Origin of the sequence: Agromyces laixinhei (assembly GCF_006337065.1) — a bacterium.
GTDB classification, from domain to species: domain Bacteria; phylum Actinomycetota; class Actinomycetes; order Actinomycetales; family Microbacteriaceae; genus Agromyces; species Agromyces laixinhei.
Genome location: NZ_CP040872.1, coordinates 2,335,593 through 2,360,220, shown reverse-complemented (window position 1 = coordinate 2,360,220; position 24,628 = coordinate 2,335,593). Strand labels below are relative to the sequence as shown.

Below are 24,628 nucleotides of genomic sequence, written 5' to 3'. Positions count from 1 at the left end.
ATCGGTGACGGAAGACGAATTCGACAACGGCGTTGCATCGCGTCGCGGCGCCGCAGCTCGACGCGCGTCCGCACTCGAGCGCGGCCGCAGGTCACCGGCATCCGGCGTGCATTCGGCCGGAGACGACGCTGAGAACCCGAACGTGCGCGTCGACCTTCCACCGGCCCCGGTGCACGAGATGCCAGACGACGAGGTCGCCGTGGCGATCGATGACGTCGCAGTGAACCCCGGCAGCCTCGTCGGCGGCAGCACCGGCACGACGTCGGTCGAGCTCGTCACGCCCGCACTCGCCGGCGTCGGCTACCGATCACGGCGCGACCCGTCGCCCTACAGCGCGCTGCTCGCGTCCGACGCATCGAAGACCCGGCGTGAGCGCGTCAGCTCCGACACCGGCAGCCACGTCGCGATCGTCGATGATCCCGATGTGCCCGATGACGCCGCCCTCCCGGTCGAAGTGCCCGAGTCGGCGGAGTCGCTCACGGCCGACCGGCTGATCGACCTGAACCGAACGACCCGGCCGGCCCCGCAGGGCGGGCTCAACCGGCTGGTCTATGAGGCGTCGCTGCACCTCGTGAATCTCGGCGACTCGCCGAAGGTGCAGGCGTACAAGGCCTTGAGCCAACGCATCCAGCGCCGGTTCGAGGGCGGCGCGCGGTTCGTTCCGGTGCTCACCCGAAAGGGCGGGGTCGGCAAGACGACGATCACGGCACTTCTCGGTATGGCGCTCGCCGATGCCCGTGACGACCGCATCATCGCCATCGACGCCAACCCAGACCGGGGCACCCTCGCCGAGCGCGTCGACCGGCAGACCCGCGAGACGGTGCGCGACGTCGTGGCGAAGGCGTCGTCGATCAGCGGCTACACCGATTTCTCGCGCTTCGTCTCGCGTGACGAGACGCGCCTCGACATTCTCGCGTCCGACACCGACCCGACGCTTTCCGAGGCGTTCGACGACAACGACTACAACGTCGTCGCCGGCCTTGCGGCCCGTTACTACTCGATCGTGCTCACCGATTGCGGTACGGGCATCGTGCACGCGGTCATGCGGTCGACCCTGCAGCGCGCCGACTCCGTCGTGATCGTCTCGGGCGGCAGCGTCGACGAGGCACGACTCGCCTCCGAGACGCTCACCTGGCTCGAAGCCAACGGCTACGGCGAACTCGTGCGCAACGCGGTCGTCGCGATCAACCTCGCGACACAGGGAACGCACCTCGTGAAAGTCGATGAGATCGAGGCGCACTTCCAATCGCGCGTCCGTGAGATCGTGCGAATTCCCTACGACCCACAGCTCGCCGCAGGTTCCGTCGTGAACTGGCACGAGTTGCGTCCAGTCACCCAGCAGGCAGCTCGTGAGCTCGCGGCACTCGTGGTGGAAGGCATGCCCGCCGAGCGCGAGCACTGAAACGGAGAACCCTTGCCGGAACGCCCGATTCGCCTGTTCGGCGACCCCGTCTTGAAGACCGTCTCCGCCCCCGTCGAACAGGTCGACGATCGAGTGCGCGGACTCGTGGCCGACCTGCTCGACAGCGTCAGGCTGCCGGGCCGAGCGGGGGTCGCCGCCGCCCAGATCGGGGTGAACCTGCGCGCGTTCAGCTACAACGTCGATGGTGAGGTCGGTTACATCCTCAATCCCGTGCTCGAGGTCTCGGGGGAGCAGGACCTCATCGACGAGGGATGCCTCTCGGTTCCCGGCCTCTGGCACAAGACGCCGCGGCATCCGTTCGCGCGCGTGCGGGGGATCGACCTCGATGGCGACGAGATCGAGCTCTCGGGCACCGGACTCATGGCGCAGGCGCTGCAGCACGAGACCGATCACCTCGACGGACTGCTCTACCTCGACCGCCTCGAGAAGGCCGAGCGCCGACTCGCGATGAAGGAAGTGCGCGAGTCCGACTGGTTCTGAGCCTCCGCCGTCGGTGACGCTCAGCTGTCACCGAACCGGAGTCCCACGACCGGGGTTCTCAGAACATCAGGCGAATGACGAAGGCTCCGCGGAATCCGCGGAGCCTTCGTCGTTCGGAACGACTTCAGTGCACGATCGAGTGGCCCTCGGTCGCCGGGGCGCCGGAGTACATCGCCTCGATGTTCGGAGCGAAGTCCTCGAGGATGACGCTGCGCTTGATGCTCAGCTTGGGCGTCAGGTGGCCGCTGGCCTCGGTGAGCTCGATCGGGAGCAACGTGAACTTGCGGATCGACTCCGCACGCGAGACCGTCTCGTTGGCTGCGTCGATGGCGCGCTGCACCTCGGCGAGCACGGCGGGGTTCACAATGGCCTCGTCGACCGACATGCCCGCGTCTTCACCGTTGTTGTTGAGCCAGACCGGCAGCATCTCGGGGTCGAGCGTGATGAGTGCCGAGATGAAGGGCTTCTTGTCGCCGACCACGACGACCTGGCCGACGAGCGGATTCGCACGGATCGGGTCTTCGAGCGCGGCGGGAGATACGTTCTTGCCACCGGCCGTGACGATGATCTCCTTCTTGCGGCCCGTGATCGTGAGGAAGCCCTCGGCGTCGAACGAGCCGAGGTCGCCGGTCTTGAACCACTCGCCGTCGAACGACTCGGCAGTCGCCTCGGGGTTCTTCCAGTACTCCTTGAAGACGTCGATGCCCTTGACGTGGATCTCACCGTCGTCGGCGAGTCGGACCGAGACGCCGGGCAGCGTCGGACCGACGGTGCCGATCTTCGACTTGCTGGCCAGGTTCACGGTGGCGGGCGCCGTGGTCTCGGTGAGGCCGTAGCCCTCGAGGATCGTGATTCCGAGTGCGTGATAGAAGTGGCCGAGTCGCGGGCCGAGCGGTGCGGAGCCCGAGACGGCGTACTTGACGTTGCCGCCCATCGCTGCACGGAGTTTCGACAGCACGAGCGAGTCGAGCACCTTGAACTTGAGCTTCAGGCCGAGCGGTACGGAACCCGACTCCTTCGCCATCGAATACGCGACCGCGGTGTCGGCCGCGGCACGGAAGATCTTGCCCTTGCCGCCGGCCTCGGCCTTCTGCTCCGACGCGTTGTAGACCTTCTCGAACACTCGGGGGACGGCGAGGAGGAAGGTCGGCTTGAAGCTCGCGAGCGCCGGCAGGAGCTGCTTCGTGTCGGCCTGATGGCCGACCCGTACACCGGCATGCACCGAGAGCACCGCGATGAAGCGGGCGAAGACGTGCGCCGTGGTGATGAAGAGGAGCGTCGAGGCGCCATCGGGGTCGAGCACGACCTCGTCGAGCGCGACCGCGGAGTTGCGGGAGAGCTCGACGAAGTTCGAGTGTGTGAGCACGCAGCCCTTGGGCTTGCCGGTCGAACCGGACGTGTAGATGAGCGTGGCCATGTCGGAGCCGACTGCGAGGTTGCGACGACGTTCGATCTCGTCGTCGGTCACCTCGGCGCCGCCCGCGACGAGCTTGTCGAGATCGCCGAGGTCGATCTGCCAGACGCTGCGGATCGCGGGGAGGTCGGGGTGCACCTCGTCGAACCGGGCGAAGTGGTCGGGGGTCTCGACCATGACGCTGATGGCGCCCGAGTCGCTGAGGATCCAACGCACCTGCGACGGCGAGCTCGTCTCGTAGATCGGCACGAGCACTGCACCGGCGAACCACGTCGCGAAGTCGATCAGGGTCCACTCGTACCGCGTCTTGCACATCAGGCCGATCTTGTCGCCGGGCTGGATGCCCGCCGCGACGAGGCCCTTCGCGAGGGCGATCACCTGGTCGTAGAACTCCTTGGAGGTCACCGGCGACCAGCCGCCGTCGGCGGTCGGGAGTGAGAACAGCACGGAGTCGGGCGTCGCGGCGACGCGATCGACCAGCAGGTCAGTGGTGTTCGCCTCTGGGTCAGCTGCGACCAGGGGCGGGGTGGCGAACTCGATCACGGTAGCTCCTTCGGCACCGGCGGGATGCGCGCGGCTCGGGTACTGCGCGAACCTCGGCATTTGGGGTCTATTACACTCTAGTCGTTGCTCGCGGCCGATCTCGGTCTCAGCTCCATCACGCTTCCCGTCTGAAAGGCAGCCTTTTCGGTGCATGCGATCGGTATCGACATCGGTGGAACGAAGATCGCCGGTGCGATCGTCGACCAGTTCGGCAACATCCGAGCGAGCGAGCGCGTGGCGACGCCCGCCGGCGACTCGACCGGCCTCGAAGACGCGGTCGTCGAGATGATCGAGTCGCTTCGCGCGCGCGCCGACGAGGAGATCGTCGCGATCGGCGTGGCCGCTGCCGGATTCGTCGACGCGGCCCAGTCGACCGTGTACTACGCGCCGAACATCGACTGGCGCAATGAACCGTTCCGGGCGAAGCTCGAGGCGCGCGTCGGCACCGCCGTCGTCGTCGACAACGACGCCAACGCGGCGGGATGGGCCGAGTTCCGGTTCGGTGCCGGCCGCCTCGTCAGCGACATGGTGATGCTCACGATCGGCACGGGCGTGGGCGGGGCGATCGTCGCCGGCGATCGCCTGTTCCGCGGCGGTTTCGGCGCCGGCGCCGAACTCGGCCACCTCCGCATCGTGCCCGGCGGCCTCGCGTGCGGGTGCGGTCAGCACGGATGCATCGAGCAGTACGGTTCCGGCCGCGCGCTGCTGCGCATGGCGAACGACATCGCCGACGCCGGCGGCATCGGCCAGGCTCTCGCGCGAGCGCGGTCGGAGCACGGCGAACTCGACGGCCGACTCGTCGGCGAGCTCATCCAGTCCGGCGATGCCGGTGCGGCGGCGGCACTGCGGCAGCTCGGCGGGTGGCTCGGGCAGGCAGCGGCGAGCCTCTCGGCGGTGCTCGACCCGCAACGCTTCGTCTTCGGCGGCGGCGTCGCCGTCGCAGGCGAACTCCTGCTCGAGCCGATCCGTGCCGCGTACCTCGACCATCTGCCGGCCCGCGGTTACCACCCGGAGCCCGATTTCGTGATCGCCGAACTCGTCAACGACGCCGGTGTCGTCGGTGCGGCCGACCTCGCCCGCCAGTGGGTCGCCGAGCACGGCTGAGACCAGCGACGCTAGGCTTGGTCGGTGCGGAAGGGCGAAGGAGGTCGACGGTGTTCTACTGGATCATGAAGAACCTCGTGATCGGGCCGATCCTCCTCTCGATCTTCCGTCCGTGGGTCGTCGGGCTCGAGTCCGTGCCGAAAGAGGGTGCGGTCGTGCTCGCCTCGAACCACCTCTCGTTCATCGACTCCATCTTCCTTCCGCTCATCATCGATCGCCCGGTCGTCTTCCTCGCCAAGAGCGAGTACTTCACCGGCAAGGGGCTGAAGGGCTGGGCGACGAAGGTCTTCTTCCAGGCCGCGGGGCAATTGCCGATCGACCGCTCGGGCGGCAAGGCCTCCGAGGCATCTCTCGAGACCGGCCTCCGGGTGCTCGGAGACGGCAAGATCCTCGGCATCTATCCCGAAGGCACCCGCAGTCCAGACGGCAAGCTCTATCGAGGGCGCACCGGCGTGGCGCGCATGGTGCTCGAAGCGGGTGTTCCAGTGATTCCCGTCGCGATGATCGGCACCGAGCACGTGATGCCGATCGGTTCACGTCTGCCAAAGGTGCGTCGCATCGGCATCATCCTCGGCGAGCCGATCGACTTCAGTCGCTTCGAAGGGCTCGAGGGCGACCGGTTCGTGTTGCGTTCGGTGACGGATGAACTCGTCTACGATCTTCGCGGACTGAGCGGCCAGGAATACGTCGACGTCTACGCGAGTTCGGTCAAGGAGAAGCGCGCCTCGCAATCGCGATAGGCTCGATCCGCGGCGACGCGACGTGCGTCGCCGCCATCTTTTCCGGCGCCGAGTGCGCCCCGAACCCTCAGGACGTCCCCGTGGTACAGCTCGTCGAGCCGGTCGTGAATGCTGATCCCTCCGTGATTGCCGGCCTCGACTATTGGCGTACCCTGCCCATCAAGCAGCAGCCGACGTGGCCCGATCTCGAGGCCGCCCACGCGGCATCCGCTGAACTGGCGTCGCTGCCGCCGCTCGTCTTCGCGGGCGAAGTCGACAGCCTGCGCGATCGTCTCGCGGCCGCGTCGCGCGGAGAGGCGTTCCTGCTGCAGGGCGGAGACTGCGCCGAGACCTTCGCGGGGGCCACGGCCGACCAGATCCGGAACCGCGTCAAGACGGTGCTGCAGATGGCGGTCGTGCTCACCTACGGGGCATCCATGCCGGTCGTGAAGATGGGCCGCATGGCCGGCCAGTTCGCCAAGCCCCGCTCGAGCGATACCGAGACGCGCGGCGAGGTCACACTGCCCGCCTACCGCGGCGATATCGTCAACGGCTACGACTTCACCCCGGAGTCGCGTGCGGCCGACCCCGCACGGCTCATCAGGGGCTACCACACGGCAGCGTCGACGCTGAATCTCATCCGCGCATTCACCCAGGGCGGCTTCGCCGACCTCCGTCAGGTGCACTCGTGGAATCAGGGCTTCGCGGCCAACCCCGCGAACGCCCGTTACGAGAATCTGGCGCGCGAGATCGATCGTGCAATCAAGTTCATGGGAGCGTGCGGCGCCGACTTCGAGGCGATCAAGCACACCGAGTTCTACACCGGCCACGAGGGGCTGCTCATGGACTACGAGCGCCCCATGACCCGCATCGACTCCCGCACGGGCACCCCCTACGACACCTCGAGCCACTTCATCTGGATCGGCGAGCGCACGCGCGAACTCGACGGCGCTCACGTCGACTTCCTCTCGCGGGTGCGCAACCCGATCGGCGTGAAGCTCGGCCCGTCGACGACGCCCGAGACGATGCTCGAACTCGTCGAGAAGCTCGACCCCGAGCGCGAGCCGGGTCGCCTCACCTTCATCACGCGCATGGGCGCCGGCAAGATCCGCGAGGCGCTGCCGCCGCTGCTCGAGGCGATCAAGGCGAGCGACGCGACTCCGCTGTGGGTCACCGACCCCATGCACGGCAACGGCATCACGACGCCCAACGGGTACAAGACGCGTCGCTTCGACGACGTCGTCGACGAGGTCAAGGGCTTCTTCGAGGCGCACCGCGACGCGGGCACCCACCCGGGCGGCATCCACGTCGAGCTCACGGGCGACGACGTCACCGAGTGCCTCGGCGGCTCCGAGCACATCGATGAGGCGACGCTGGCGACGCGCTACGAGTCTCTCTGCGACCCGCGGCTGAACCACATGCAGTCGCTCGAGCTCGCGTTCCTCGTCGCCGAGGAGCTCGCAGCTCGCTGACCCGAGCGCGTCGAGACGGAACGGCGGATGCCGGTGGCATTCGCCGTTTCTGCGTCTCGGGGATGTCTCAGCGCGATCAGAGCGTGAGCGTACCGACGAGATTCACTTTGCTGCCACGGACCGCCGGGGCTTCTGCAACCGGATCTTGCGCCGTCACGGTGACCGCGGGCAGGAAGAGCTCGGGAAAGGAATGACCGACTTCGAAGCCTGCGGCTTCCAGCGCGGCGATCGCCTCGGGCATCTTCTTCCCGACGACGTTCGGCACGGCGACGAGGTCTTGACCCTTCGAGAGCGTGAGGTTGATCGTGTCGCCCTGTCGTACGGTCTCCGTCGTCGGCTCTGCGGCGACGACGTGTCCGTCGGCGATCGCGCCCGAGTTGTCGAAGACCGGATCGAGGTGGGCGAACTGCAACCCGGCTGCGGTGAGCGTCGCTTCCGCCTCGGCGACGGGCATTCCGACGACATCGGGAACGGGCCCGGCCGAGACGACGAGCGTCAGTTCTCCGAGCTCGGGGTATTCGGCACCGACCGTGGCTCCGTCGGCGTCGAGCACGTCGATGACCGTGTCGACGGGAGCATCCTCTGTGTACTGCAGGATGTCGGGATCGACGACGGTGAAGTCCTCCAACGCCGCTCGCGCGTCGTCGGAAGGCGTGCCGCGTACCTCGGGAACCGGGAGGATGCTCGGACCGATCGAGACGAAGAGCGTCACCGTCGAACCCCGCTGCGCCTGCTCGCCGGCAGCGGGGTCGGTGCCCGACACCTGGCCGGCCGGCACGATCGGATCGTTGCGCTCGGCCGGTTCGACGGAGAACCCGGCCTCTTCGAGGATGCCGGTCGCCGCGTCGGGTGCGAGCGTCGCCGTTTCGGGCACCGGGGCGAGGGCGCCCGGGCCGGCGCCGAAATACCAGCCTGTGCCCGCGGCAAGGCCGGTGAGCAGCAGCACGAGTGCGATGATCCAGTACCCGCGTCGTTTGCGGCTCGCTGCGCTCTTCGTGAGCGCCTGTGCGTCTTCACCGTCGGATGACCCGCCGCTCGTCGTCTCGGTGACGGCGAGCGGCGCCGCGCCTGCGCCGAGCACGCTGGTCTCGGCCGTCGCGACGCCGGGCAGCGAGGCATCCGACAGCACCATGGTGGCCTGTGTCGCAAGCGGAAGGTGCGAGAACCGGATCGACGGTTCGACCTCACGCAGCCGTTCGAGCATCGCCCGGGCGTCGTTCGGCCGCTCTTCGGGGTCGCGCGTGGTCGCCCACAGCACGAGTTCATCGAGCTCGACGGGGACGGCGGGGTTCTTCGAGCTCGGAGTCGGCACCTGATCGTTCGCGTGCTGGTAGGCGATGGCCATCGGCGCCTCGCCCACATACGGTTGCTCGCCGGTGAGCATCTCGTACATCATGATGCCGACGGCATAGATGTCGCTGCGCGCGTCGGCGACGCCGCGCGTGACGAGTTCAGGGGAGAGGTAGGCGATCGTTCCGAGCAGCGCCTGGCCGGTCGCCGTGTTGGCACTCGCAGCGCGTGCCAGACCGAAGTCGCCGAGCTTGATGCGGCCGTCGTCGGCGAGCAGCACGTTCTCGGGCTTCAGATCGCGGTGCACGATGCCCGCCTTGTGCGCTGCTGCGAGCCCGGCGAGCACCGCGTCCATGATGTCGACGGTCTGCTCGGGTGTGAGCTTCTTGTAGTCCTTCAGCAGTTCGCGCAGCGTGATGCCGGGCAGGTACTCCATGACGAGGTACGCCATGTCGGCGTCTTGACCTTGATCGAAGACGTTCACGACGTTCGGGTGGGCGAGGCGGGCGGCCGAACGCGCCTCTTGCACGAACCGGGTCTTGAACGTGTTGTCGTCGGCCAGGTGGCCATGCATGATCTTGATCGCGACGCGGCGCTCCAGGCGCAGGTCGGTCGCGAGGTACACCGTCGCCATGCCGCCGCGGGCGATCCGCGAGCGCACCTGATAACGGCCGTCGATGAGACGGCCGATCATGGGGTCGACGGGTGCGGTGGTCACCCTGAGAGTCTACGAAAGGGCATATGCCCCAACCCGTGCAAACGCCGATGGCGCGCCGATCGGAATGTCATCGTGATGCTCGTTCCGACGATCAGCCGAGCTCCGAGAGCCAGGCCCGCGCCGCGGTCTCCCACTTCGCATAGTGGTCCGGGAACTCACTCACCTGCACCGCCTGCGCGGCCTGAGTGACGGTGAGTGACTCCCAGCCGGCAATGTCGAGCAGGCCGACCGTGCGTCCGGCGTTGGGGTTCTGGGCACCGCCGTAGAACGCGCTCGCCGCCCGCACCGGGTCGAGCACCTCATCGACCGTGCCCCAGCCCTGACTCGGGCGCTGCTGGAACAGGCCGAGTGAGTCGAGGTCGCCGTAGTCGGAATTCTTGAGTCCGGACTCCTGTGCCGCGGCGGCGAGGGCGACGACGATGCCCTGCTCCGGCACGCCGAGCGAGCGGCCGACCTCGATGATGATGCTCGCGTTCGACCGCATCTCCTCGGTGAGCGCGACGCTGACCGAGGCGACCGGTGCGACGGGCGCAGTCGGGGGAGAAGCGGGTGCATCGGGAGCGGCGGATGCCGATACGGCCTCGCCGCCGCCTGGCGGAAGCACGATCGACTGCCCCGGGAAGATGAGGCTCTGCCGGCTCAGCCCGTTCGCGCTCAGCATCTGGTCGAGGGAGACGCCGTGGACGGCGGCGATGCCGCTCATGGTGTCGCCGGCGACGACGATGTGCCGGGGCAGTTCTGCGGCGACCGGGGATGTCGCGGGTGCCGACGCGCCGCCGGGCAGCGCGAGTCGTTGCCCGGCGAAGATCAGGCTCGACCAGCTGAGTCCGTTGAGCGCGAGGATGTCGGCGGTGGCAACGCCGTACCGCTCGGCGATCCCGCTGACGGTGTCGCCGTCGCCGACCGTCACCTCGGGCGGCGCAGCGTTCGATGACCTGCCGACGGAGCGCGGCGTCGTGTGCGTCGCGGCCGCGTCGGTGGAGGACGGCTTCGCCTTCGGCATGCGCTTCGACGACTGCGGAGCCGCCTCGGCGGGTTGCGCGATGCCGAGCGTGACGGCGATCGTGCCGATCACGGCCAGCGGCAGCGTGATCAGGTGACGGATGCCGCGGCGTCGGTGCGCATCGGACGAGGCTCGGCCCGTGCGGCCTGCCTGCCCGTCCAACGGCGCGGCGTCGTACGTCATCGTCCTCCCCAGTAGGTCGGCGGCGTGCTCCCGACCATGCGGCAACCGTCGCACAGGGAGAAAAGGGTGTCAAACACCTCGGCGCGAGTCCGCCGAAGCCGGTCGGCCGGCCCGCCCGTGCGCGTCGCATTCGCCGGGTTACCGAAGTCGGCAGGGTCGTGGCAGGCTTGAACCGTGACCGATGCTGCCGAAACCGACTGGCTGACCGTTCCCGAACTCGTCGAGTTGCTCGGGCAGAGCCCGAGCCGCATCCGGCGACTCATCGACGACCGCCATCTCCTCGCGGGGCGCGTCGACGGTGTGCTGAAGGTGCCGTCCGTGTTCCTGCGCGACAACGCGCCACTGCCGGAGCTGCACGGCACCGCCAATGTGCTCTCCGACGCGGGCTTCACCGACGCAGAGGCGCTCGAGTGGATGCTCGCCGAGGAGAACAGCCTCGGCACGACGCCCATCGCCGCGCTCCTCGCCGGACGCAAGGCCGAGGTGCGGCGCATCGCGCAGGCCCTCGCCTGAGCTGACGAGGCGCCCTCGCCGCCGACCCCCGGCGCTCAGCTCGTGCGACGCGTGACCGTTCTGGCGAGCGAGCCGAGTTCGGCGCGGGCGCTCCCGCTGAGCGGAGCATCCTCGAGCGCGGCCATGGCCGTCGCGACGTTCGACGCGATGAGGGCCTCGACCTCGTCGACGGCACCGCACTCGCGGATAGTCTGCTGCAGCATCCGCACCTGTTCCGGCGCGAGTTCGGGATCACCGAGGAGTTCGTCGAGGAGACGGCGCTGGCCGGGCGCGAGCCGTTCCCGGGCGACGGCGATGAGGATGGTGCGCTTCCCCTCTCGGAGGTCGTCGCCACTCGGCTTGCCCGTGACCTCGGGATCGCCGAACACGCCGAGCAGGTCGTCGCGCAGTTGGTAGGCGATGCCGAGCGGCATGCCGAAGGCGCGGAGCGCCGCGACCTGTGCCGTCGTGGCCCCTGCGATGGCGCCGCCGATCACGAGCGGTGCCTCGACGCTGTACTTGGCCGACTTGAAGACGATGACGCGTTCGGCTCGGAGGCGCTGTTCGGATTCGGCCTGGCTCCGCCATGCACGTTCCTCGAGGATGTCGAGGTACTGTCCGGCCGTCACCTCGGTGCGCATGCGCATGAACTCGGTGCGCGCGCGTCGCGCCGCCTCGCGGTCGGCGAGGGTCGCGAGGCCCTCGTCGAAGAGCTCGTCGCTCCACCCGAGGAGGAGATCGCCGAGGAGGAGTGCGGCGGCCCGACCGAACTCGGGCGAGGATCCGTCCCAGCCGGACTCGGCGTGCAGCAGTTCGAAGAGACGGTGGCCCGACGGCGCGCCGCGGCGGGTGTCGGAATTGTCGATGATGTCGTCGTGCAGCAGGGCTGCGGCGTGGAACAGTTCGAGCGCGGCTGCCGCCGAGACGACCGGGAACCGATCGCGGCCGCCCTCGGGTGCGAACGGGTCGAAGGTGCGCCCGTCGACGGCCTCCCACCCCCAATAGCAGAACAGCGCCCGGAAGCGCTTGCCTCCGCTGAGAAACCGCCTTGAGAACGTGTCGAGCGGTTCGAGGTCGGGGCTGATCTCGCGGAGAATGGAAGAGCGTTCGGCGAGGAAACCCTCGATGCGTTCGTGCACCAGATCGACCAGTCGGGAACCGTGAGCCACCCGCCTAGCCTAGCGAGGCTGAGCGGGGCTAGAATGGACTCGGATGCGTCGGTCCCGAGGCTGAGGGGAATGAGATGCCGCTTTCGGAGCAGGAGCAACGTCTTCTCGAGGAGATGGAGCGGAACCTCTATCGCAACGATGCCGACTTCGTGCAAGCGGTCGGTGGCGGTCGCGGTCGACGCCCGAACTACCGGGCCATCGTGCTCGGTGTGCTGCTCGCCGTCGCCGGTGCCGGCGCTCTCATCGCGGGTGTCGCCTCGCAACTCCTCGTCATCGGGGTCGTGGGTTTCGCGCTCATGTTCGCCGGCGTCCTCGTCGCGATCACCCCGTCCAAGCGCGGTGCAGCCGCTGCTCCACCTGCTGAGCCCACCGCCGAGAAGCAGCGTGGCCGCAGCACTTCCGGCGGCAGCTTCATGGATCGTATGAACGATCGTTGGGACCGCCGCCAGGACGGGCAGGACTGATCCCTCCACTTCACACCACCTGAACGGGTCGATCTTCGGATCGGCCCGTTTTTTCGTGCGCCCGGCGCGCTCACGACGGCGTTGACGGCGATTGCTGCGTCCGCCCCGGGCCCGAGCACCCGAGTCACCTGCGTCATGCCAGGTCGCGCCGGGCGTAGTCCCTCCACTCCGCTCCACTCGCTGAGTCCCAGCATTCACGGGGGCTTCGCGCGCGTCACTTTGCAGAAAATCGCGTTTGTCATTGATTGGTGGATGAGAGTGGAGTAAAGTGGGGTCACCTGGATTCTGGCCGGAGGAAAGGGGGTGATGTGGTGTTCCTCGGTAGCTATGAACCAAAGCTCGACGAGAAGGGCCGCGTCATTCTTCCGGCGAAGTTCCGGGAGGAGCTCTCGAGCGGTCTCGTGCTCACGCGCGGGCAGGAACACTGCATCTACGTGTTCAGCGCGCGGGAATTCGAGAACATGAGCGACAAGATCCGCCAAGCCCCGGTCACGAGCAAGCAAGCGCGCGATTACATGCGCGTCTTCCTGTCGGGAGCTTCCGCGGAGACCCCCGACAAGCAACATCGCGTCACCATCCCCGCAACGCTCCGCGCCTATGCGGGCCTCGACCGCGACCTCACGGTCATCGGCACGGGCAGCCGGGTGGAGATCTGGGACGCGACGGCATGGGCGAGCTACCTCGCCGAGCAGGAGGCGGCCTTCGCGGACACGGCGGAGGAGGTGATCCCCGGACTCTTCTAGTCCTCTGGCTCCGACTCCCAGCCGGCCGCGCCTGGTGCACTTCCCCGCATCAGGACGAACGGATGGGGATCGGAACCCGAGGCCACGAAGGGAAGGCGGAATCATGGACATCGAACGCATCCACACCCCGGTCATGCTCGAGCGCACGCTCGAGCTTCTGGCGCCGGCCCTCGAGGCCGACGGCGCCGTCATGGTCGATGCGACTCTCGGCATGGGCGGTCACGCCGCCGCGTTCCTCGAACGGTTCCCGAACCTCACGGTCATCGGTCTCGACCGCGACACCGACGCCCTCGGCATCGCCCGCGAACGTCTCTCGAAGTTCGGCGACCGTGCGCGCTTCGTGCACACGGTCTACGACGGCATCGGCGAGGCCGTTCGCAGCGAGGGCTACCGCGAGGTGCAGGGGGTGCTCTTCGACCTCGGCGTCTCATCGCTCCAGCTCGACCGGGCCGAGCGGGGGTTCGCCTACTCGAAGGATGCGCCGCTCGACATGCGCATGGACTTCACGAGCGGGCGCACCGCTGCCGACGTGATCGCCGAGGAGGGTGAAGACGAGCTTCGGCGCATCTTCCTCGACTACGGCGAGGAGAAGCTCGCAGCGCGATACGCCCGGGCGATCGTGCGAGCGAGGGCCGAATCGCCGATCACCCGCTCTGCCGAACTCGTCGCGGTCATCCAAGCAGCGACGCCGGTCGCCGTGCAGCGTCAGGGTCACCCCGCGAAACGCGTCTTCCAGGCGCTCCGCATCGAGGTCAATGAAGAACTCTCCGTGCTCGAGCGGGCCATGCCGGCCGCCCTCGACGCGATCGCCGTCGGCGGTCGCATCGTCGTGCTGGCCTACCAGTCGCTCGAGGACCGTATCGTCAAGCGTTCGCTCTCGGCCGCGTCGAGTTCCACCGCCCCCGCCGGTCTCCCGATGGAGCTGCCAGAGCACCGAGCGGAGTTCACCCTCCTGGTGCGGGGGGCCGAGCTCGCGAGTGAAGACGAGCAGGCCGAGAACCCGCGAGCCAAGCCCGTGCGACTCCGAGCCGCAGAACGAGTGAGGAGGCCGTCATGAGCGCCGTGCCGGTCCAGTCCCTTCCCGCACCACGGGCTCCCGAGCGCGCGCCGCGTCGCCTCCGCCCGGCACCCGAACGGGCGCCGCGGTCGAAGCCGCGCCTCGGTTACGCGATCATCGCGCTCGGCGGCGTCGCGGTCATCATCGTCGCGCAGTTGCTGCTCTCGATCGCGGTCACCCAGGGCGCCTACGAGATCGATGCGCTGCAGATGCAGCAGTCCTCACTCATGCGCGACGAGCAGAAGCTCTCCGAAGCGGTCGACCGCGTCGAGTCGCCCCAGTACCTCGCCACGAGGGCCGAGGAACTCGGCATGGTGTCGAACGCCAACCCGGTCTACCTCCGGCTCTCCGACGGCGCGGTGCTCGGCCAACCGATGGCGGCGGAGGGCGGTGCGCGGGCATCTGCGCCGCTCGTCCCGAATGCGCTGATCGACGGCGCGCCGCTCGAGGCTCAGCCGACGGCAGGAGAGACTCCGATCGGGGCGGCTCCCGGTCAGGCGGCAGGGGCGGAGACCGACATCCCAGCGGGAACTCCGGCGATGCCCGTCGACGGCGGCCTGCCGACCCCCGCCACGCACTGATCGCACGATGCATGCAAGGAAGTACCGGATGAATCGCACCAGCCGCCACCCGATGCGGAGGATCCTGCTCTCCGCCGCCGTGCTGGTCGCGCTGGTCGGCGTCTTCGTCGTGCGGCTCGTCGACATCCAGATCGTGCGCGCGGCCGAGCTCAACGAGCAGGCACAGGAGGCGCGCTCGGAGCCGGTCACGGTCTACGGTGCACGCGGCGACATCGTCGATGCGAACGGCAAGGTGCTGGCCGACACCGTCATGAGGTACGACATCGTGCTCTCGCCCAAGCAGGCGTCGAAGGCGGAAGTCGTGCGGGAGGTGCCCGACCCCGAGAACCCGGAGGCGACGAAGGAGGTCGTCGTGCCGCTGCCGGAACTCGCGGCGGAACTCGGTGCCGTCGTCGGGCTGACCGGCGACCAGGTGCAGGGCATCATCACGTCTGAACTCGCAGAGGACCCGAAGGCCGACTACGCGTACGTCTCGAAGCTCGTCGACACCGAGACGTACGAGAAGGTGAAGGCGCTCGACATCCCGTGGGTCTATGCAGACGAACACCCCAGTCGGCGTTACCCGAGCGGGGCGGTGGCGGGCAACCTCGTCGGTTGGGTCGGTCCCGACGGCAATCCGCTCCAGGGCCTCGAGCTCTCGGAAGACCAGTGCCTGGCCGGCGAGAACGGCAAGATCAGCTATCTGCACAGCCTGCAGGACTGGGTCAAGATCCCCGGTACCGAGATCGTGCACGAGCAGGCGCACGACGGCGGCAAGCTGCAGCTCACGATCGACACCGACCTGCAATGGGAAGTGCAGCGCATCGCAGAGGCCCAGCGCCAGGCGACCGGCGCAGACTGGGCGACGGTCACCGTCATGGAGGCGAAGACGGGGCGGCTGCTGGCCGTCGCCGACGTGCCGACCGTCGATCCGAACGACCCGTCGGCCATCGACGCAGACGACCGCGGATCGCGTTCGTTCACCGCCCCGTACGAGCCGGGCTCGACGTTCAAGGCGCTCACCGCGGCATCCGTGATCAATGCGGGCCTCGCCGACCCGTATAGCAGGATCGTCGCGCCGTATCGCATCAAGTTCCCCCAACGGGGCCGACGTCAACGACAGCTCGTTCCACGATGATCAGCAGCTCACCCTCACCGGCGTTCTCGTCGAGTCGTCGAACACCGGCATGTCGCAGTTCGGCGAGCTGATGACCGACCGCGCTCGCTACGACGACATGCTGAAGTTCGGACTCGGTGCCGAGTCCGAGGTCGGATTCCTCGCCGAGGCGAGCGGTGACCTGCACGGAGACCCCGACGACTGGGACAACCAGACCAAGTACGCCACGATGTTCGGACAGGGCCTGACGACGACCGCGGTGCAGATCGCGAGCGTCTACCAGACCATCGCCAACGGCGGCGTTCGCATGCCCGTGACGCTCGTCGACGGCTGCGTCCGCGACGGCGACGATGTGACCGCCGAGACGCCCGCGCCGCAGGGCGAACAGGTCGTCTCGCCCGAGGCCGCGACCGCGACGAGCCAGATGCTCGAACGCGTCTACCAGGACGCCTGGCTCTCGGATGAATGGAACATCCCAGGGTACCGGGTCGCCGCGAAGACGGGCACTGCGCAGGTGCCGGACGGCAACGGCGGCTATCAGGAGGGATACCTCGTCTCCGTCTCCGGCTTCGCCCCGGCAGACGATCCGGAGTTCGTCGTTTCGGTGAGCATCATGAATCCAGTTAAGATGAACTCGTCCGCCGCATCCGCTCCCGTCTTCCAAGAGGTGATGAGCCAGGTGCTGAAGAAGTATCGGACCGTTCCATCCGGCGCCCCGGCGCCCGAGCTGCCAGCAACCTGGTGAGAAAGTTGGGTTCGTGACCGGATCGCCTCTCACGGCTCTCCGGCCGAAGCACCCGAGTCCTCGATCGCTCTCCGAGCTCGCCGAAGAGTTCGGGTTCACCGTGCTCGGCGCGGTCGACGGTCTCGAGGTCACCGGGGTCGGCCTCTCCTCGAAGTCCGCTGAGCCCGGCGACCTGTACGTCGGCGTGCCCGGGCGCAACGCCCACGGCGCAGACTTCGCGGCATCCGCGCGTGAAGCGGGCGCCGTCGCTCTGCTCACCGACCGGGCGGGCGCCGAGCATGCCGCCGACGCGGGTCTCCCGATCCTCGTGGCCGACGACGCGCGCGCCGCGCTCGGCGAGGTCGCGGCGTGGATCCACCGCACCGCCGAGAACCCGGCGACGATGTTCGCGGTCACCGGCACCAACGGCAAGACGAGCGTCGTCTACCTGCTGTACGGCATCCTCCGTCAACTCGGCATCACGGCCGGACTCACATCGACGGCCGAGCGCCGCATCGGCGACGAGGTCGTCACGAGCTCGCTGACCACTCCCGAGGCGAGCGAGCTGCACGCGCTCCTCGCCCGCATGCGCGAGGTCGAGGTGCGAGCGGTCGGCATCGAGGTCTCGGCGCAGGCGCTGTCGCGCCACCGCGTCGACGGTCTCGTGTTCGATGTCGTCGGGTTCACGAACCTCACCCACGACCACCTCGACGACTACTCCTCGATGGACGAGTACTTCGATGCGAAGCGCGAGTTGTTCCGGCCCGAGCGTGCGCGGCGCGGCGTCGTCACGATCGACTCCGAGTGGGGCCGGCGCCTCGTGGGCGAGTCGCGCATCCCCGTGACGACCCTGACGACGATCGACGGCGTCGACGCCGACTGGCGCGTCACCGTGCTCGAAGAGAGCGCCGACCACACGTCCTTCGTGCTCGAGGGCTCCGGGGGCCGGCGCCTCGAGACGCGGGTGCCGCTCCTCGGCTGGTACATGGCCGCCAATGCAGCCCTCGCGATCGTCATGCTCGTCGAGGCGGGCCACGAGCTCGACGTCATCGCGGCGGCGCTCGAGGGCGACGGAATCGATGCGTTCATCCCCGGGCGGGCCGAGCGCATCTCGGGCGATCGCGGGCCCGTCGTCTACATCGACTACGGCCACACGCCCGACGCGTTCCTGCAGACGCTCGGTGCGATCCGGCGCTCGACCGAGGGCCGCATCATCATGGTCTTCGGGGCCGACGGCGACCGCGACACCACCAAACGCGCCGAGATGGGTGCGATCGCCGCCCGAGGCGCCGACGTGGTCGTCGTGACCGACTTCCATCCGCGATGGGAAGACCCGGCCTCGATCCGTGCGACGCTCATCGCAGGTGCGCGCGAGGTGGTGCCCGGCGGTGAGATCCACGAGATCGCCGATCCACGCGAGGCGTTCCGCGCGGCCCTCGCCCTCGCGGGCGACGGCGACGCGATCCTCTACGCCGGTCCGGGTCACGAGGACTACCACGAAGTGAAGGGCGAGAAGATCCCGTACTCCGCACGAGACGACGCCAAGCAGGCCCTGCGCGATGCGGGGTGGCTCGAATGATCGCCCTGACCCTGGCCGAGATCGCGTCGGCCGTCGGCGGCGTGCTCCGCATCGACGGGACGCCGGCCACTCCCGACACGATCGTCGACGGCGCCGTGACGACCGACTCCCGCGAGGTCGGCACCGGCGGCGTGTTCGTCGCAAAGCGCGGCGAATTCGACGACGGTCACCGTTTCGCACCGGCCGCCGCCGAACGAGGCGCGGCACTCCTCGTCGTCGAGCACGCGCTCGACCTACCCGTTCCGCAGATCGTCGTCGCCGACTCGGTCGATGCGCTCGGCGCGCTCGCGACCGAGGTCGTGCGTCGCGTCCGAGACCTCGGGCGCCTCCGCATCGTCGGAGTCACCGGATCGAACGGCAAGACGACCACGAAGAACCTGCTGCGAACCGTGCTCGAGCGCGTCGGCCCGACCGTCGCAGCGCGCGCCTCGTTCAACAACGAGGTGGGTGCGCCGATCACGATGCTCGAGCTCACGAACGAGACCGAGTTCCTCGTCGCCGAGATGGGCGCCTCCGGTGTCGGCGAGATCGCCCGGCTCGTGCGCATGGCCAGGCCCGATGTCGGCATCGTGTTGAAGGTCGGCCTCGCCCACGCCGGCGAGTTCGGCGGCATCGAGCAGACCGTGCGCGCCAAGTCCGAGATGGTCACCGACCTCCTCGAGACGGATGTCGCGGTGCTGAACGTCGACGACCCGCGCGTGGTGCCCATGGCGGACCGGACGGCGGCGCGCATCGTCTGGTTCGGATTCGGCGACTCCGCCGATGTTCGGGCCACCGATGTTCGGGCCCACGCTCGCGGCACCGACTTCACGGTGACGATCCCCGGCGGTGAGCGGGCACATGTGCACTTCTCGGTGCTCGGGGAGCACCACGTCATGAACGCGCTCGCGGCGATCGCGGCATCCGTCGAACTCGGTGTGCCGCTCGCATCGGTCGTCGCCGCGCTCGAACAGGTGACGCTGGCCGAGCGCTGGCGCATGCAGGTCATGGGGGGCCGCGACGGCATCACGATCATCAATGACGCGTACAACGCGAGCCCCGACTCGATGTCGGCGGCGCTGAAGACGCTCGCACAGGTGAAGAATCCCGGCGCACGCACCATCGCCGTGCTCGGCGAGATGAGCGAGCTGGGCGAGTTCTCCGGTGAGGAGCACGACCGCATCGGACTGCTCGCGGTGCGACTCGGCATCTCGCAGCTCATCGTCGTGGGGGCTGGCGCGCGGCGCCTGCACATCACGGCGATCAATGAGGGCTCGTGGGACGGCGAATCCGCGTTCGTCGATTCCGCTGAAGAAGCGCTCGCCCTCGTCACGTCGTCGGCGCGGCCGGGTGACACCGTGCTGGTGAAATCGTCGAACGCGGCGGGTCTTCGGCTGCTGGGCGACCGACTGGGAGAATGGTTCGCGTGAGAGCACTGCTGGCCGCTGGGGCGTTGTCACTCGCCTTCACGCTATTCCTGACACCGCTGTTCATCCGCCTCTTCACGAGGCTCGGGTGGGGGCAGTTCATTCGCGACGACGGGCCGCAGAGCCATCACGTCAAGCGCGGCACGCCCACGATGGGCGGCATCATCTTCATCCTGGGCACCCTGTTCGGGTACTTCGTGTCGACCCTGCTGATCAGCAACGAGAGACCCACGGCGTCGGGCATGCTCGTGCTCTTCATGATGGTCGGACTCGGTGCCGTCGGCTTCCTCGACGACTTCCTGAAGACCCGCAAGAAGCAGAGCCTCGGTCTCGGCGGCTGGGCCAAGATATCGGGCCAGGTGATCGTGGCGGGCGTGTTCGCGCTGCTCGCCCTGCAGTTCCCGAACAACTACGGCATCACGCCGGCGAACACGAAGATCTCGTTCATCAGAGACCTCCCGCTCGACTTCATGGTGTTCGGCACGGTCGTCGGCGTCATCCTGTACGTGCTCTGGATCTGCCTGATCACTGCCGGCACCTCCAACGCCGTGAACGTCACCGACGGCCTCGACGGGCTCGCCACCGGCGCTTCGATCCTCGCGATCGGCTCGTTCGTGGTCATCGGCTTCTGGCAGTTCAACCAGTCCCGCTTCAGCGAGAGCCTCAATGCGAGCGACGCCTACCGCGCGTACGACGTGCGGGACCCGCTCGACATCGCCATCGTGGCGACAGCGATCGTCGGCGGGCTCATCGGCTTCCTCTGGTGGAACACGAACCCGGCCAAGATCTACATGGGCGACACCGGATCGCTGGCCCTCGGCGGTGCACTGGCGGCGCTCGCGATCGTCAGCCACACCGAACTCCTCCTGCTGCTCATCGGCGGACTCTTCGTCATCGAGACCGGTTCGGTCATCGTGCAGCGGGTGTACTTCAAGCTCACGCGCGGCAAGCGCATCTTCCTGATGAGCCCGATCCACCACCACTTCGAGCTGAAGGGCTGGGCGGAGGTCACGATCGTCGTGCGCTTCTGGATCATCGGCGGACTGCTCGTCGCAGCCGGCGTCGGATCCTTCTACTTCGAGTGGCTGCAGAGCTGATGACGGATGCCGCTTCGCCCGCCGCCGGCCGCCTCGACACGCTGACCGGCTGGAACGCCGACTGGCAGGGCCTCCGGGTCGTCGTCATGGGGCTCGGCGTGACCGGATTCGCCGTCGCCGACACGCTCACAGAGCTCGGTGCCTCGGTGCTCGTCGTCGCGCCCGAGGTCGACGACGACCGCGCGCGCATTCTCGAGGTCATCGGGGCCGACCTGCTGCGGCATCCGCTCGATGCCGTGCCAGACGACGTCGTCGGCTTCGCACCGGAGCTCGTCGTGGTCTCTCCGGGGTTCCATCCAGACCACCCGGTGCTCACCTGGGCGGCCGAGTCGTCGATCGCGGTCTGGGGCGACATCGAACTCGCCTGGCGGGTTCGCGACAAGGTGCACACCGCCGAGTGGATCCTCGTGACCGGCACGAACGGCAAGACGACGACGGTGCAGATGGCCGCGACCTTCCTGGCGGCGAACGGCCTGCGGGCGGCGCCGTGCGGCAACATCGGCGTGCCGGTGCTCGACGCCGTGCGTGATCCGGGCGGTTTCGACGTGCTCGTGGTCGAGCTCTCGAGCTACCAGCTGCACCACCTGCCGACGTCTGGGCCGGGCGCGGTGCACCCCTGGGCGGCGACCGTGCTGAACGTCGCCGACGACCACCTCGACTGGCACGGCTCGTTCGATGCCTACCGGGCCGCCAAGGCACGGGTCTACGCGAACACGAAGGCCGCGTGCGTGTACAACCGCGCCGACGAGGCGACCCGCCGCATGGTGGAGGACGCGGAGGTCGAGGAGGGTGCCCGTGCCATCGGCTTCGGACTCGACGTGCCGGGCCCGAGCGACTTCGGCGTCGTCGACGGCATTCTGTGCGACCGCGCGTTCCTCGACGATCGTCGTACCGCGGCGCTCGAACTCATCACGGTCGACGAACTCGAGCCCCGCGGCCTCGCTGCTCCGCACGTCGTCGCGAACATTCTCGCGTCGTCGGCGCTCGTGCGATCGTTCGGGGTGCCGGTGGGCGTGATCCACGACGCGCTCGGCGAGTTCCGCCTCGACGCGCACCGCATCGAGACGGTGGCGGTCTCCGGCGGCATCCGCTGGGTCGACGACTCGAAGGCGACCAACCCGCACGCCGCCGAGGCATCGTTGCGCGCCTTCGGGAAGGTCGTCTGGATCGTCGGCGGGCTCCTGAAGGGCGTCGACGCCGATGCGCTCGTGGCCGATCACGCGGCGCGCCTCCGCGCCGCGATCGTGATCGGCGTGGATCGGTCAGAGCTCGTGGCGGCGTTCCGCCGACACGCCCCCGATCTGCCGCTCTTCGAAGTGGTCACGGATGACACTGAGACGGTGATGCCCGACGCGGTCGCCCTGGCTGCGGCGGTTGCTGAAGAGGGCGACACCGTGCTCCTCGCGCCCGCTGCGGCGTCGATGGACCAGTTCGCCGACTACGGCGACCGTGGACGACGGTTCCACGAGGCGGTCGGATCGATGCTGGGAGGTGAGGCGGATGGCGACTCCGCCCCGAGCGAACCGCTCCCAGGGGCCTGACCGACCGGGCATCTCGGCTGCTCGCATCCGGCTCGGCCGCGTGTTCCGCGTCGAGTCTGCCGACTACCTGCTGCTGCTCGGCACGACGCTCTTCCTGGTCGCCTTCGGCCTCGTCATGGTGCTGTCGGCCTCCGTCGTGCAGTCGCACCTCGAAGACGAGAGTTTCTTCGCCCAGGCGCTGCGTCAGGGCGTCTTCGCCGCCTTCGGCATCCCGATCATGCTCATCGCGAGCCGCATGCCCGAGAAGCTGTGGATGCGGCTGGCCTGGCCGGTGCTCGCCGCCTCCTGCGCGTTGCAGGTCCTCGTCGTGGCGACGCCGCTCGGCATCACGGTCGGCGGCAACACCAACTGGATCCAGCTCGGGCCCATGCAGTTCCAGCCGTCTGAGATCATCAAGGTCGCCCTCGTCATGTGGCTCGGTCTCATCGTCACGAAGAAGGAGGCGCAGCTCGGGGACTTCGTGCACGGCGTGCTGCCGATCGTGCTCGTCGGCGGCGGTGCGATCGGTCTGGTGCTCCTCGGCGGCGATCTCGGCACGGTCATGATCATGGGCGCGATGCTGCTCGGCTCGCTCTTCCTCATCGGCGTGCGACTGCGGCTGCTGCTTCCTCCGATCTTCGCCGCGATCGTGGTCTTCGTGCTCGTCGCGGTCTCCAGCGAGAATCGCCTGCGGCGCATCACCTCCTTCCTCGACGCGAACTGCGGGAGCGGCGGCACCGGTGACGCCATCAGCGACTGCTGGCAGATCCAGCACGGCTCGTTCGCCCTCGCGAACGGCGGTGTGTTCGGCGTCGGGCTCGGCAACTCGGCCGCGAAGTGGTCGTGGCTGCCCGCGGCCGACAACGATTTCATCTTCGCCATCATCGGCGAGGAGCTCGGACTGATCGGCGCGATCGTGGTCATCGCGATGTTCGTCGTGCTCGCCGTCGCCCTCGCACGTGTGCTGCGCGGGGCGCGCACGCCATTCGGACGCGCGGCATCGGCGGCGGTGCTCGTGTGGATCGTCGGTCAGGCGTGTGTCAATATCGGTGTCGTGCTCGGCGTCTTCCCTGTTCTCGGTGTGCCGTTGCCGCTCGTCTCCGCGGGCGGCACGGCCCTGCTCACCACGCTCTTCGCGATCGGCATCGTGCTGTCGGTCGCGCGTGACCCGGAGGCCCCGGCGCGTGCTGCCGCGCGTGCCGCGGCCCGCAAGAGCAGTCGCTCCGCGGCGACACGGGCAGCGCGATGACCACGTACCTGCTCGCAGGCGGCGGCACCGCCGGCCACGTCAACCCGCTGCTCGCGGTCGCCGATCGACTGCGTGAACGCGACCCCGAGGCATCCGTGCTCGTGCTCGGCACCGCAGAGGGCCTCGAGGCTCGCCTCGTGCCGGCCCGCGGCTACGAGCTGCTGACGATCGCGAAGGTGCCGTTCCCGCGCCGGCCGAACCGCGCCGCCCTGGCGTTCCCCGGCCGGTTCCGCGATTCGATCGCGACGGTTCGCGGCATCATCGAGGAGCGCGGCGTCGAGGTGGTCGTGGGCGTCGGCGGGTATGTGTCGACCCCCGCCTATCTCGCAGCCCGTCGTCTCGGCATCCCCATCGCGATCCACGAGGCCAATGCACGCCCGGGGCTCGCGAACCGCCTCGGCGCACGATTCGCCGCGACGGTCGGGGTCGCCTTCGAAGGCACACCGCTGCCGCGGGCCAGGCTCGTCGGCATGCCCCTTCGCCGAGAGATCGAGACCCTCGACCCCGCCGCACTCCGCGGCGAGGCGGCCGACCTCTTCGGACTCGACGCCTCGCGTCCGGTGCTCCTGGCCACCGGCGGCTCCCTCGGCGCCCGGCGCATCAACCGCACGATGGTCGAGTCGGCAGAGGCCGTCACCGCGGCCGGCTGGCAGGTGCTGCACGTCACCGGGGCGAACGCAGAGGTCGCCGATCCCGGCGTCGCCGGCTACCGCATGGTCGAGTACGCCGATCGTATGGACCTGGCACTCGCGATCGCCGACGCTGCAGTGTCGCGCGCGGGGGCGGCGACGGTGTGCGAGCTCTCTGCGCTCGGCATCCCCGCCGTCTTCGTGCCGTATCCCGTCGGCAACGGCGAGCAGCGCTTCAACGCCGCCGGAGTGGTGGCCGCGGGCGGGGCGGTGCTCGTCGACGACGCCGAGTTCGTGCCCGAATGGGTCGGCACGAACTTGTTGCCGATGCTCTCGGGCTCCGAGCGATTGCGTGCGATGGCGTCGGCCGCCGCATCCGTGGGGTTCCGCGACGGCACCGACCGCATGGTCGCCCTCGTCGACGAAGCGCTCGGCGGGGCAGCCGGCTCGAGCCCGCAAGGCGCGTAACGTTG

The 24,628-nt window shown here is 68.7% G+C and carries 22 protein-coding genes; 18 read left to right on the top strand and 4 right to left on the bottom strand.

Annotated features, from left to right (window positions below):
* Nucleotides 1-4: 4 nt before the first annotated feature.
* Both FHG54_RS11130 and def read left to right on the top strand, forming a co-directional pair.
* Nucleotides 5-1,402 (top strand): MinD/ParA family ATP-binding protein, encoded by a 1,398-nt coding sequence (locus FHG54_RS11130; RefSeq protein ID WP_232331479.1) that lies wholly within the window; start codon nucleotides 5-7, stop codon nucleotides 1,400-1,402.
* 12 nt (nucleotides 1,403-1,414) lie between these two features.
* Complete coding sequence (def, locus tag FHG54_RS11125) at nucleotides 1,415-1,903, top strand: peptide deformylase (RefSeq protein ID WP_139417332.1); 489 nt, start codon at nucleotides 1,415-1,417, stop codon at nucleotides 1,901-1,903.
* Between the two features lie 124 nt (nucleotides 1,904-2,027).
* Here def and FHG54_RS11120 read toward each other — a convergent pair whose 3' ends face one another.
* A complete protein-coding gene (locus tag FHG54_RS11120; protein WP_139417331.1) occupies nucleotides 2,028-3,860 on the bottom strand; it encodes an AMP-dependent synthetase/ligase in 1,833 nt (610 codons plus the stop codon).
* A 147-nt stretch (nucleotides 3,861-4,007) separates the two neighbouring features.
* Between FHG54_RS11120 and FHG54_RS11115 the strand changes: the two genes are divergently transcribed.
* From FHG54_RS11115 to FHG54_RS11105, 3 genes are all read left to right on the top strand, one after another.
* Complete coding sequence (locus FHG54_RS11115) at nucleotides 4,008-4,964, top strand: ROK family glucokinase (RefSeq protein WP_139417330.1); 957 nt, start codon at nucleotides 4,008-4,010, stop codon at nucleotides 4,962-4,964.
* A gap of 50 nt (nucleotides 4,965-5,014) precedes the next feature.
* On the top strand, nucleotides 5,015-5,704 hold the full coding sequence (locus FHG54_RS11110) for a lysophospholipid acyltransferase family protein (RefSeq protein WP_139417329.1): 690 nt from the start codon (nucleotides 5,015-5,017) through the stop codon (nucleotides 5,702-5,704).
* A 122-nt stretch (nucleotides 5,705-5,826) separates the two neighbouring features.
* The gene (locus tag FHG54_RS11105) at nucleotides 5,827-7,155 is read left to right on the top strand and encodes a class II 3-deoxy-7-phosphoheptulonate synthase (RefSeq protein ID WP_139418417.1); all 1,329 of its coding nucleotides are present in this window, start codon (nucleotides 5,827-5,829) and stop codon (nucleotides 7,153-7,155) included.
* Between the two features lie 76 nt (nucleotides 7,156-7,231).
* Here FHG54_RS11105 and pknB read toward each other — a convergent pair whose 3' ends face one another.
* Nucleotides 7,232-9,163 carry a Stk1 family PASTA domain-containing Ser/Thr kinase gene (pknB, locus tag FHG54_RS11100; RefSeq protein ID WP_139417328.1) on the bottom strand — a complete coding sequence of 644 codons (1,932 nt, stop codon included), beginning with the start codon at nucleotides 9,161-9,163 and terminating at the stop codon, nucleotides 7,232-7,234.
* 91 nt (nucleotides 9,164-9,254) lie between these two features.
* Nucleotides 9,255-10,349 (bottom strand): LysM peptidoglycan-binding domain-containing protein, encoded by a 1,095-nt coding sequence (locus tag FHG54_RS11095; protein ID WP_139417327.1) that lies wholly within the window; start codon nucleotides 10,347-10,349, stop codon nucleotides 9,255-9,257.
* A gap of 174 nt (nucleotides 10,350-10,523) precedes the next feature.
* Between FHG54_RS11095 and FHG54_RS11090 the strand changes: the two genes are divergently transcribed.
* Nucleotides 10,524-10,862 carry an Rv2175c family DNA-binding protein gene (locus FHG54_RS11090; RefSeq protein WP_139417326.1) on the top strand — a complete coding sequence of 113 codons (339 nt, stop codon included), beginning with the start codon at nucleotides 10,524-10,526 and terminating at the stop codon, nucleotides 10,860-10,862.
* A gap of 35 nt (nucleotides 10,863-10,897) precedes the next feature.
* Here FHG54_RS11090 and FHG54_RS11085 read toward each other — a convergent pair whose 3' ends face one another.
* Entirely contained in the window at nucleotides 10,898-12,010 is a 1,113-nt protein-coding gene (locus FHG54_RS11085) for a polyprenyl synthetase family protein (RefSeq protein WP_139417325.1), read from the bottom strand.
* A gap of 74 nt (nucleotides 12,011-12,084) precedes the next feature.
* Between FHG54_RS11085 and FHG54_RS11080 the strand changes: the two genes are divergently transcribed.
* From FHG54_RS11080 to FHG54_RS11025, 12 genes are all read left to right on the top strand, one after another.
* Nucleotides 12,085-12,474, top strand: a complete 390-nt coding sequence (locus FHG54_RS11080; protein ID WP_139417324.1) for a DUF3040 domain-containing protein — start codon at nucleotides 12,085-12,087, stop codon at nucleotides 12,472-12,474.
* A 311-nt stretch (nucleotides 12,475-12,785) separates the two neighbouring features.
* Entirely contained in the window at nucleotides 12,786-13,217 is a 432-nt protein-coding gene (gene mraZ / locus FHG54_RS11075) for a division/cell wall cluster transcriptional repressor MraZ (RefSeq protein ID WP_139418416.1), read from the top strand.
* 103 nt (nucleotides 13,218-13,320) lie between these two features.
* Nucleotides 13,321-14,274, top strand: coding sequence for a 16S rRNA (cytosine(1402)-N(4))-methyltransferase RsmH (rsmH, locus tag FHG54_RS11070; RefSeq protein ID WP_139417323.1), 954 nt, complete (start codon nucleotides 13,321-13,323; stop codon nucleotides 14,272-14,274).
* The gene (gene ftsL, locus FHG54_RS11065) at nucleotides 14,271-14,855 is read left to right on the top strand and encodes a cell division protein FtsL (RefSeq protein WP_139417322.1); all 585 of its coding nucleotides are present in this window, start codon (nucleotides 14,271-14,273) and stop codon (nucleotides 14,853-14,855) included. Before rsmH ends, ftsL begins: the two co-directional genes overlap by 4 nt.
* Nucleotides 14,856-14,883: 28 nt before the next feature.
* The gene (locus FHG54_RS16955; protein ID WP_139417321.1) at nucleotides 14,884-15,972 is read left to right on the top strand and encodes a penicillin-binding transpeptidase domain-containing protein; all 1,089 of its coding nucleotides are present in this window, start codon (nucleotides 14,884-14,886) and stop codon (nucleotides 15,970-15,972) included.
* Nucleotides 15,875-16,696: a penicillin-binding transpeptidase domain-containing protein gene (locus FHG54_RS16950; protein WP_139417320.1), complete on the top strand. Its 822-nt coding sequence runs from the start codon at nucleotides 15,875-15,877 to the stop codon at nucleotides 16,694-16,696. Before FHG54_RS16955 ends, FHG54_RS16950 begins: the two co-directional genes overlap by 98 nt.
* Before the next feature lie 13 nt (nucleotides 16,697-16,709).
* Nucleotides 16,710-18,254, top strand: coding sequence for a Mur ligase family protein (locus FHG54_RS11050; RefSeq protein ID WP_139417319.1), 1,545 nt, complete (start codon nucleotides 16,710-16,712; stop codon nucleotides 18,252-18,254).
* The gene (locus tag FHG54_RS11045; protein WP_139417318.1) at nucleotides 18,251-19,663 is read left to right on the top strand and encodes a UDP-N-acetylmuramoyl-tripeptide--D-alanyl-D-alanine ligase; all 1,413 of its coding nucleotides are present in this window, start codon (nucleotides 18,251-18,253) and stop codon (nucleotides 19,661-19,663) included. Before FHG54_RS11050 ends, FHG54_RS11045 begins: the two co-directional genes overlap by 4 nt.
* Nucleotides 19,660-20,757: a phospho-N-acetylmuramoyl-pentapeptide-transferase gene (gene mraY / locus FHG54_RS11040; RefSeq protein ID WP_139417317.1), complete on the top strand. Its 1,098-nt coding sequence runs from the start codon at nucleotides 19,660-19,662 to the stop codon at nucleotides 20,755-20,757. The genes FHG54_RS11045 and mraY overlap by 4 nt, the downstream gene beginning before the upstream one ends.
* A complete protein-coding gene (gene murD, locus FHG54_RS11035; protein WP_139418415.1) occupies nucleotides 20,757-22,298 on the top strand; it encodes a UDP-N-acetylmuramoyl-L-alanine--D-glutamate ligase in 1,542 nt (513 codons plus the stop codon). Before mraY ends, murD begins: the two co-directional genes overlap by 1 nt.
* A complete protein-coding gene (ftsW, locus tag FHG54_RS11030) occupies nucleotides 22,258-23,526 on the top strand; it encodes a putative lipid II flippase FtsW (protein ID WP_139417316.1) in 1,269 nt (422 codons plus the stop codon). Before murD ends, ftsW begins: the two co-directional genes overlap by 41 nt.
* Nucleotides 23,523-24,623 carry a UDP-N-acetylglucosamine--N-acetylmuramyl-(pentapeptide) pyrophosphoryl-undecaprenol N-acetylglucosamine transferase gene (locus FHG54_RS11025; protein ID WP_139417315.1) on the top strand — a complete coding sequence of 367 codons (1,101 nt, stop codon included), beginning with the start codon at nucleotides 23,523-23,525 and terminating at the stop codon, nucleotides 24,621-24,623. The genes ftsW and FHG54_RS11025 overlap by 4 nt, the downstream gene beginning before the upstream one ends.
* Nucleotides 24,624-24,628: the final 5 nt, after the last annotated feature.

What these genes read in the sequence shown, in the direction of transcription:
- FHG54_RS11025 (WP_139417315.1), top strand. Translation starts at nt 23,523, where the DNA reads ATGACCACGTACCTGCTCGCAGGCGGCGGCACCGCCGGCCACGTCAAC.
- FHG54_RS11080 (WP_139417324.1), top strand. Translation starts at nt 12,085, where the DNA reads ATGCCGCTTTCGGAGCAGGAGCAACGTCTTCTCGAGGAGATGGAGCGG.
- FHG54_RS11045 (WP_139417318.1), top strand. Translation starts at nt 18,251, where the DNA reads ATGATCGCCCTGACCCTGGCCGAGATCGCGTCGGCCGTCGGCGGCGTG.
- ftsW (WP_139417316.1), top strand. Translation starts at nt 22,258, where the DNA reads ATGGCGACTCCGCCCCGAGCGAACCGCTCCCAGGGGCCTGACCGACCG.
- FHG54_RS16955 (WP_139417321.1), top strand. Translation starts at nt 14,884, where the DNA reads ATGAATCGCACCAGCCGCCACCCGATGCGGAGGATCCTGCTCTCCGCC.
- FHG54_RS11095 (WP_139417327.1), bottom strand. Translation starts at nt 10,349, where the DNA reads ATGACGTACGACGCCGCGCCGTTGGACGGGCAGGCAGGCCGCACGGGC.
- ftsL (WP_139417322.1), top strand. Translation starts at nt 14,271, where the DNA reads ATGAGCGCCGTGCCGGTCCAGTCCCTTCCCGCACCACGGGCTCCCGAG.
- FHG54_RS16950 (WP_139417320.1), top strand. Translation starts at nt 15,875, where the DNA reads ATGCGGGCCTCGCCGACCCGTATAGCAGGATCGTCGCGCCGTATCGCA.
- murD (WP_139418415.1), top strand. Translation starts at nt 20,757, where the DNA reads ATGACGGATGCCGCTTCGCCCGCCGCCGGCCGCCTCGACACGCTGACC.
- rsmH (WP_139417323.1), top strand. Translation starts at nt 13,321, where the DNA reads ATGGACATCGAACGCATCCACACCCCGGTCATGCTCGAGCGCACGCTC.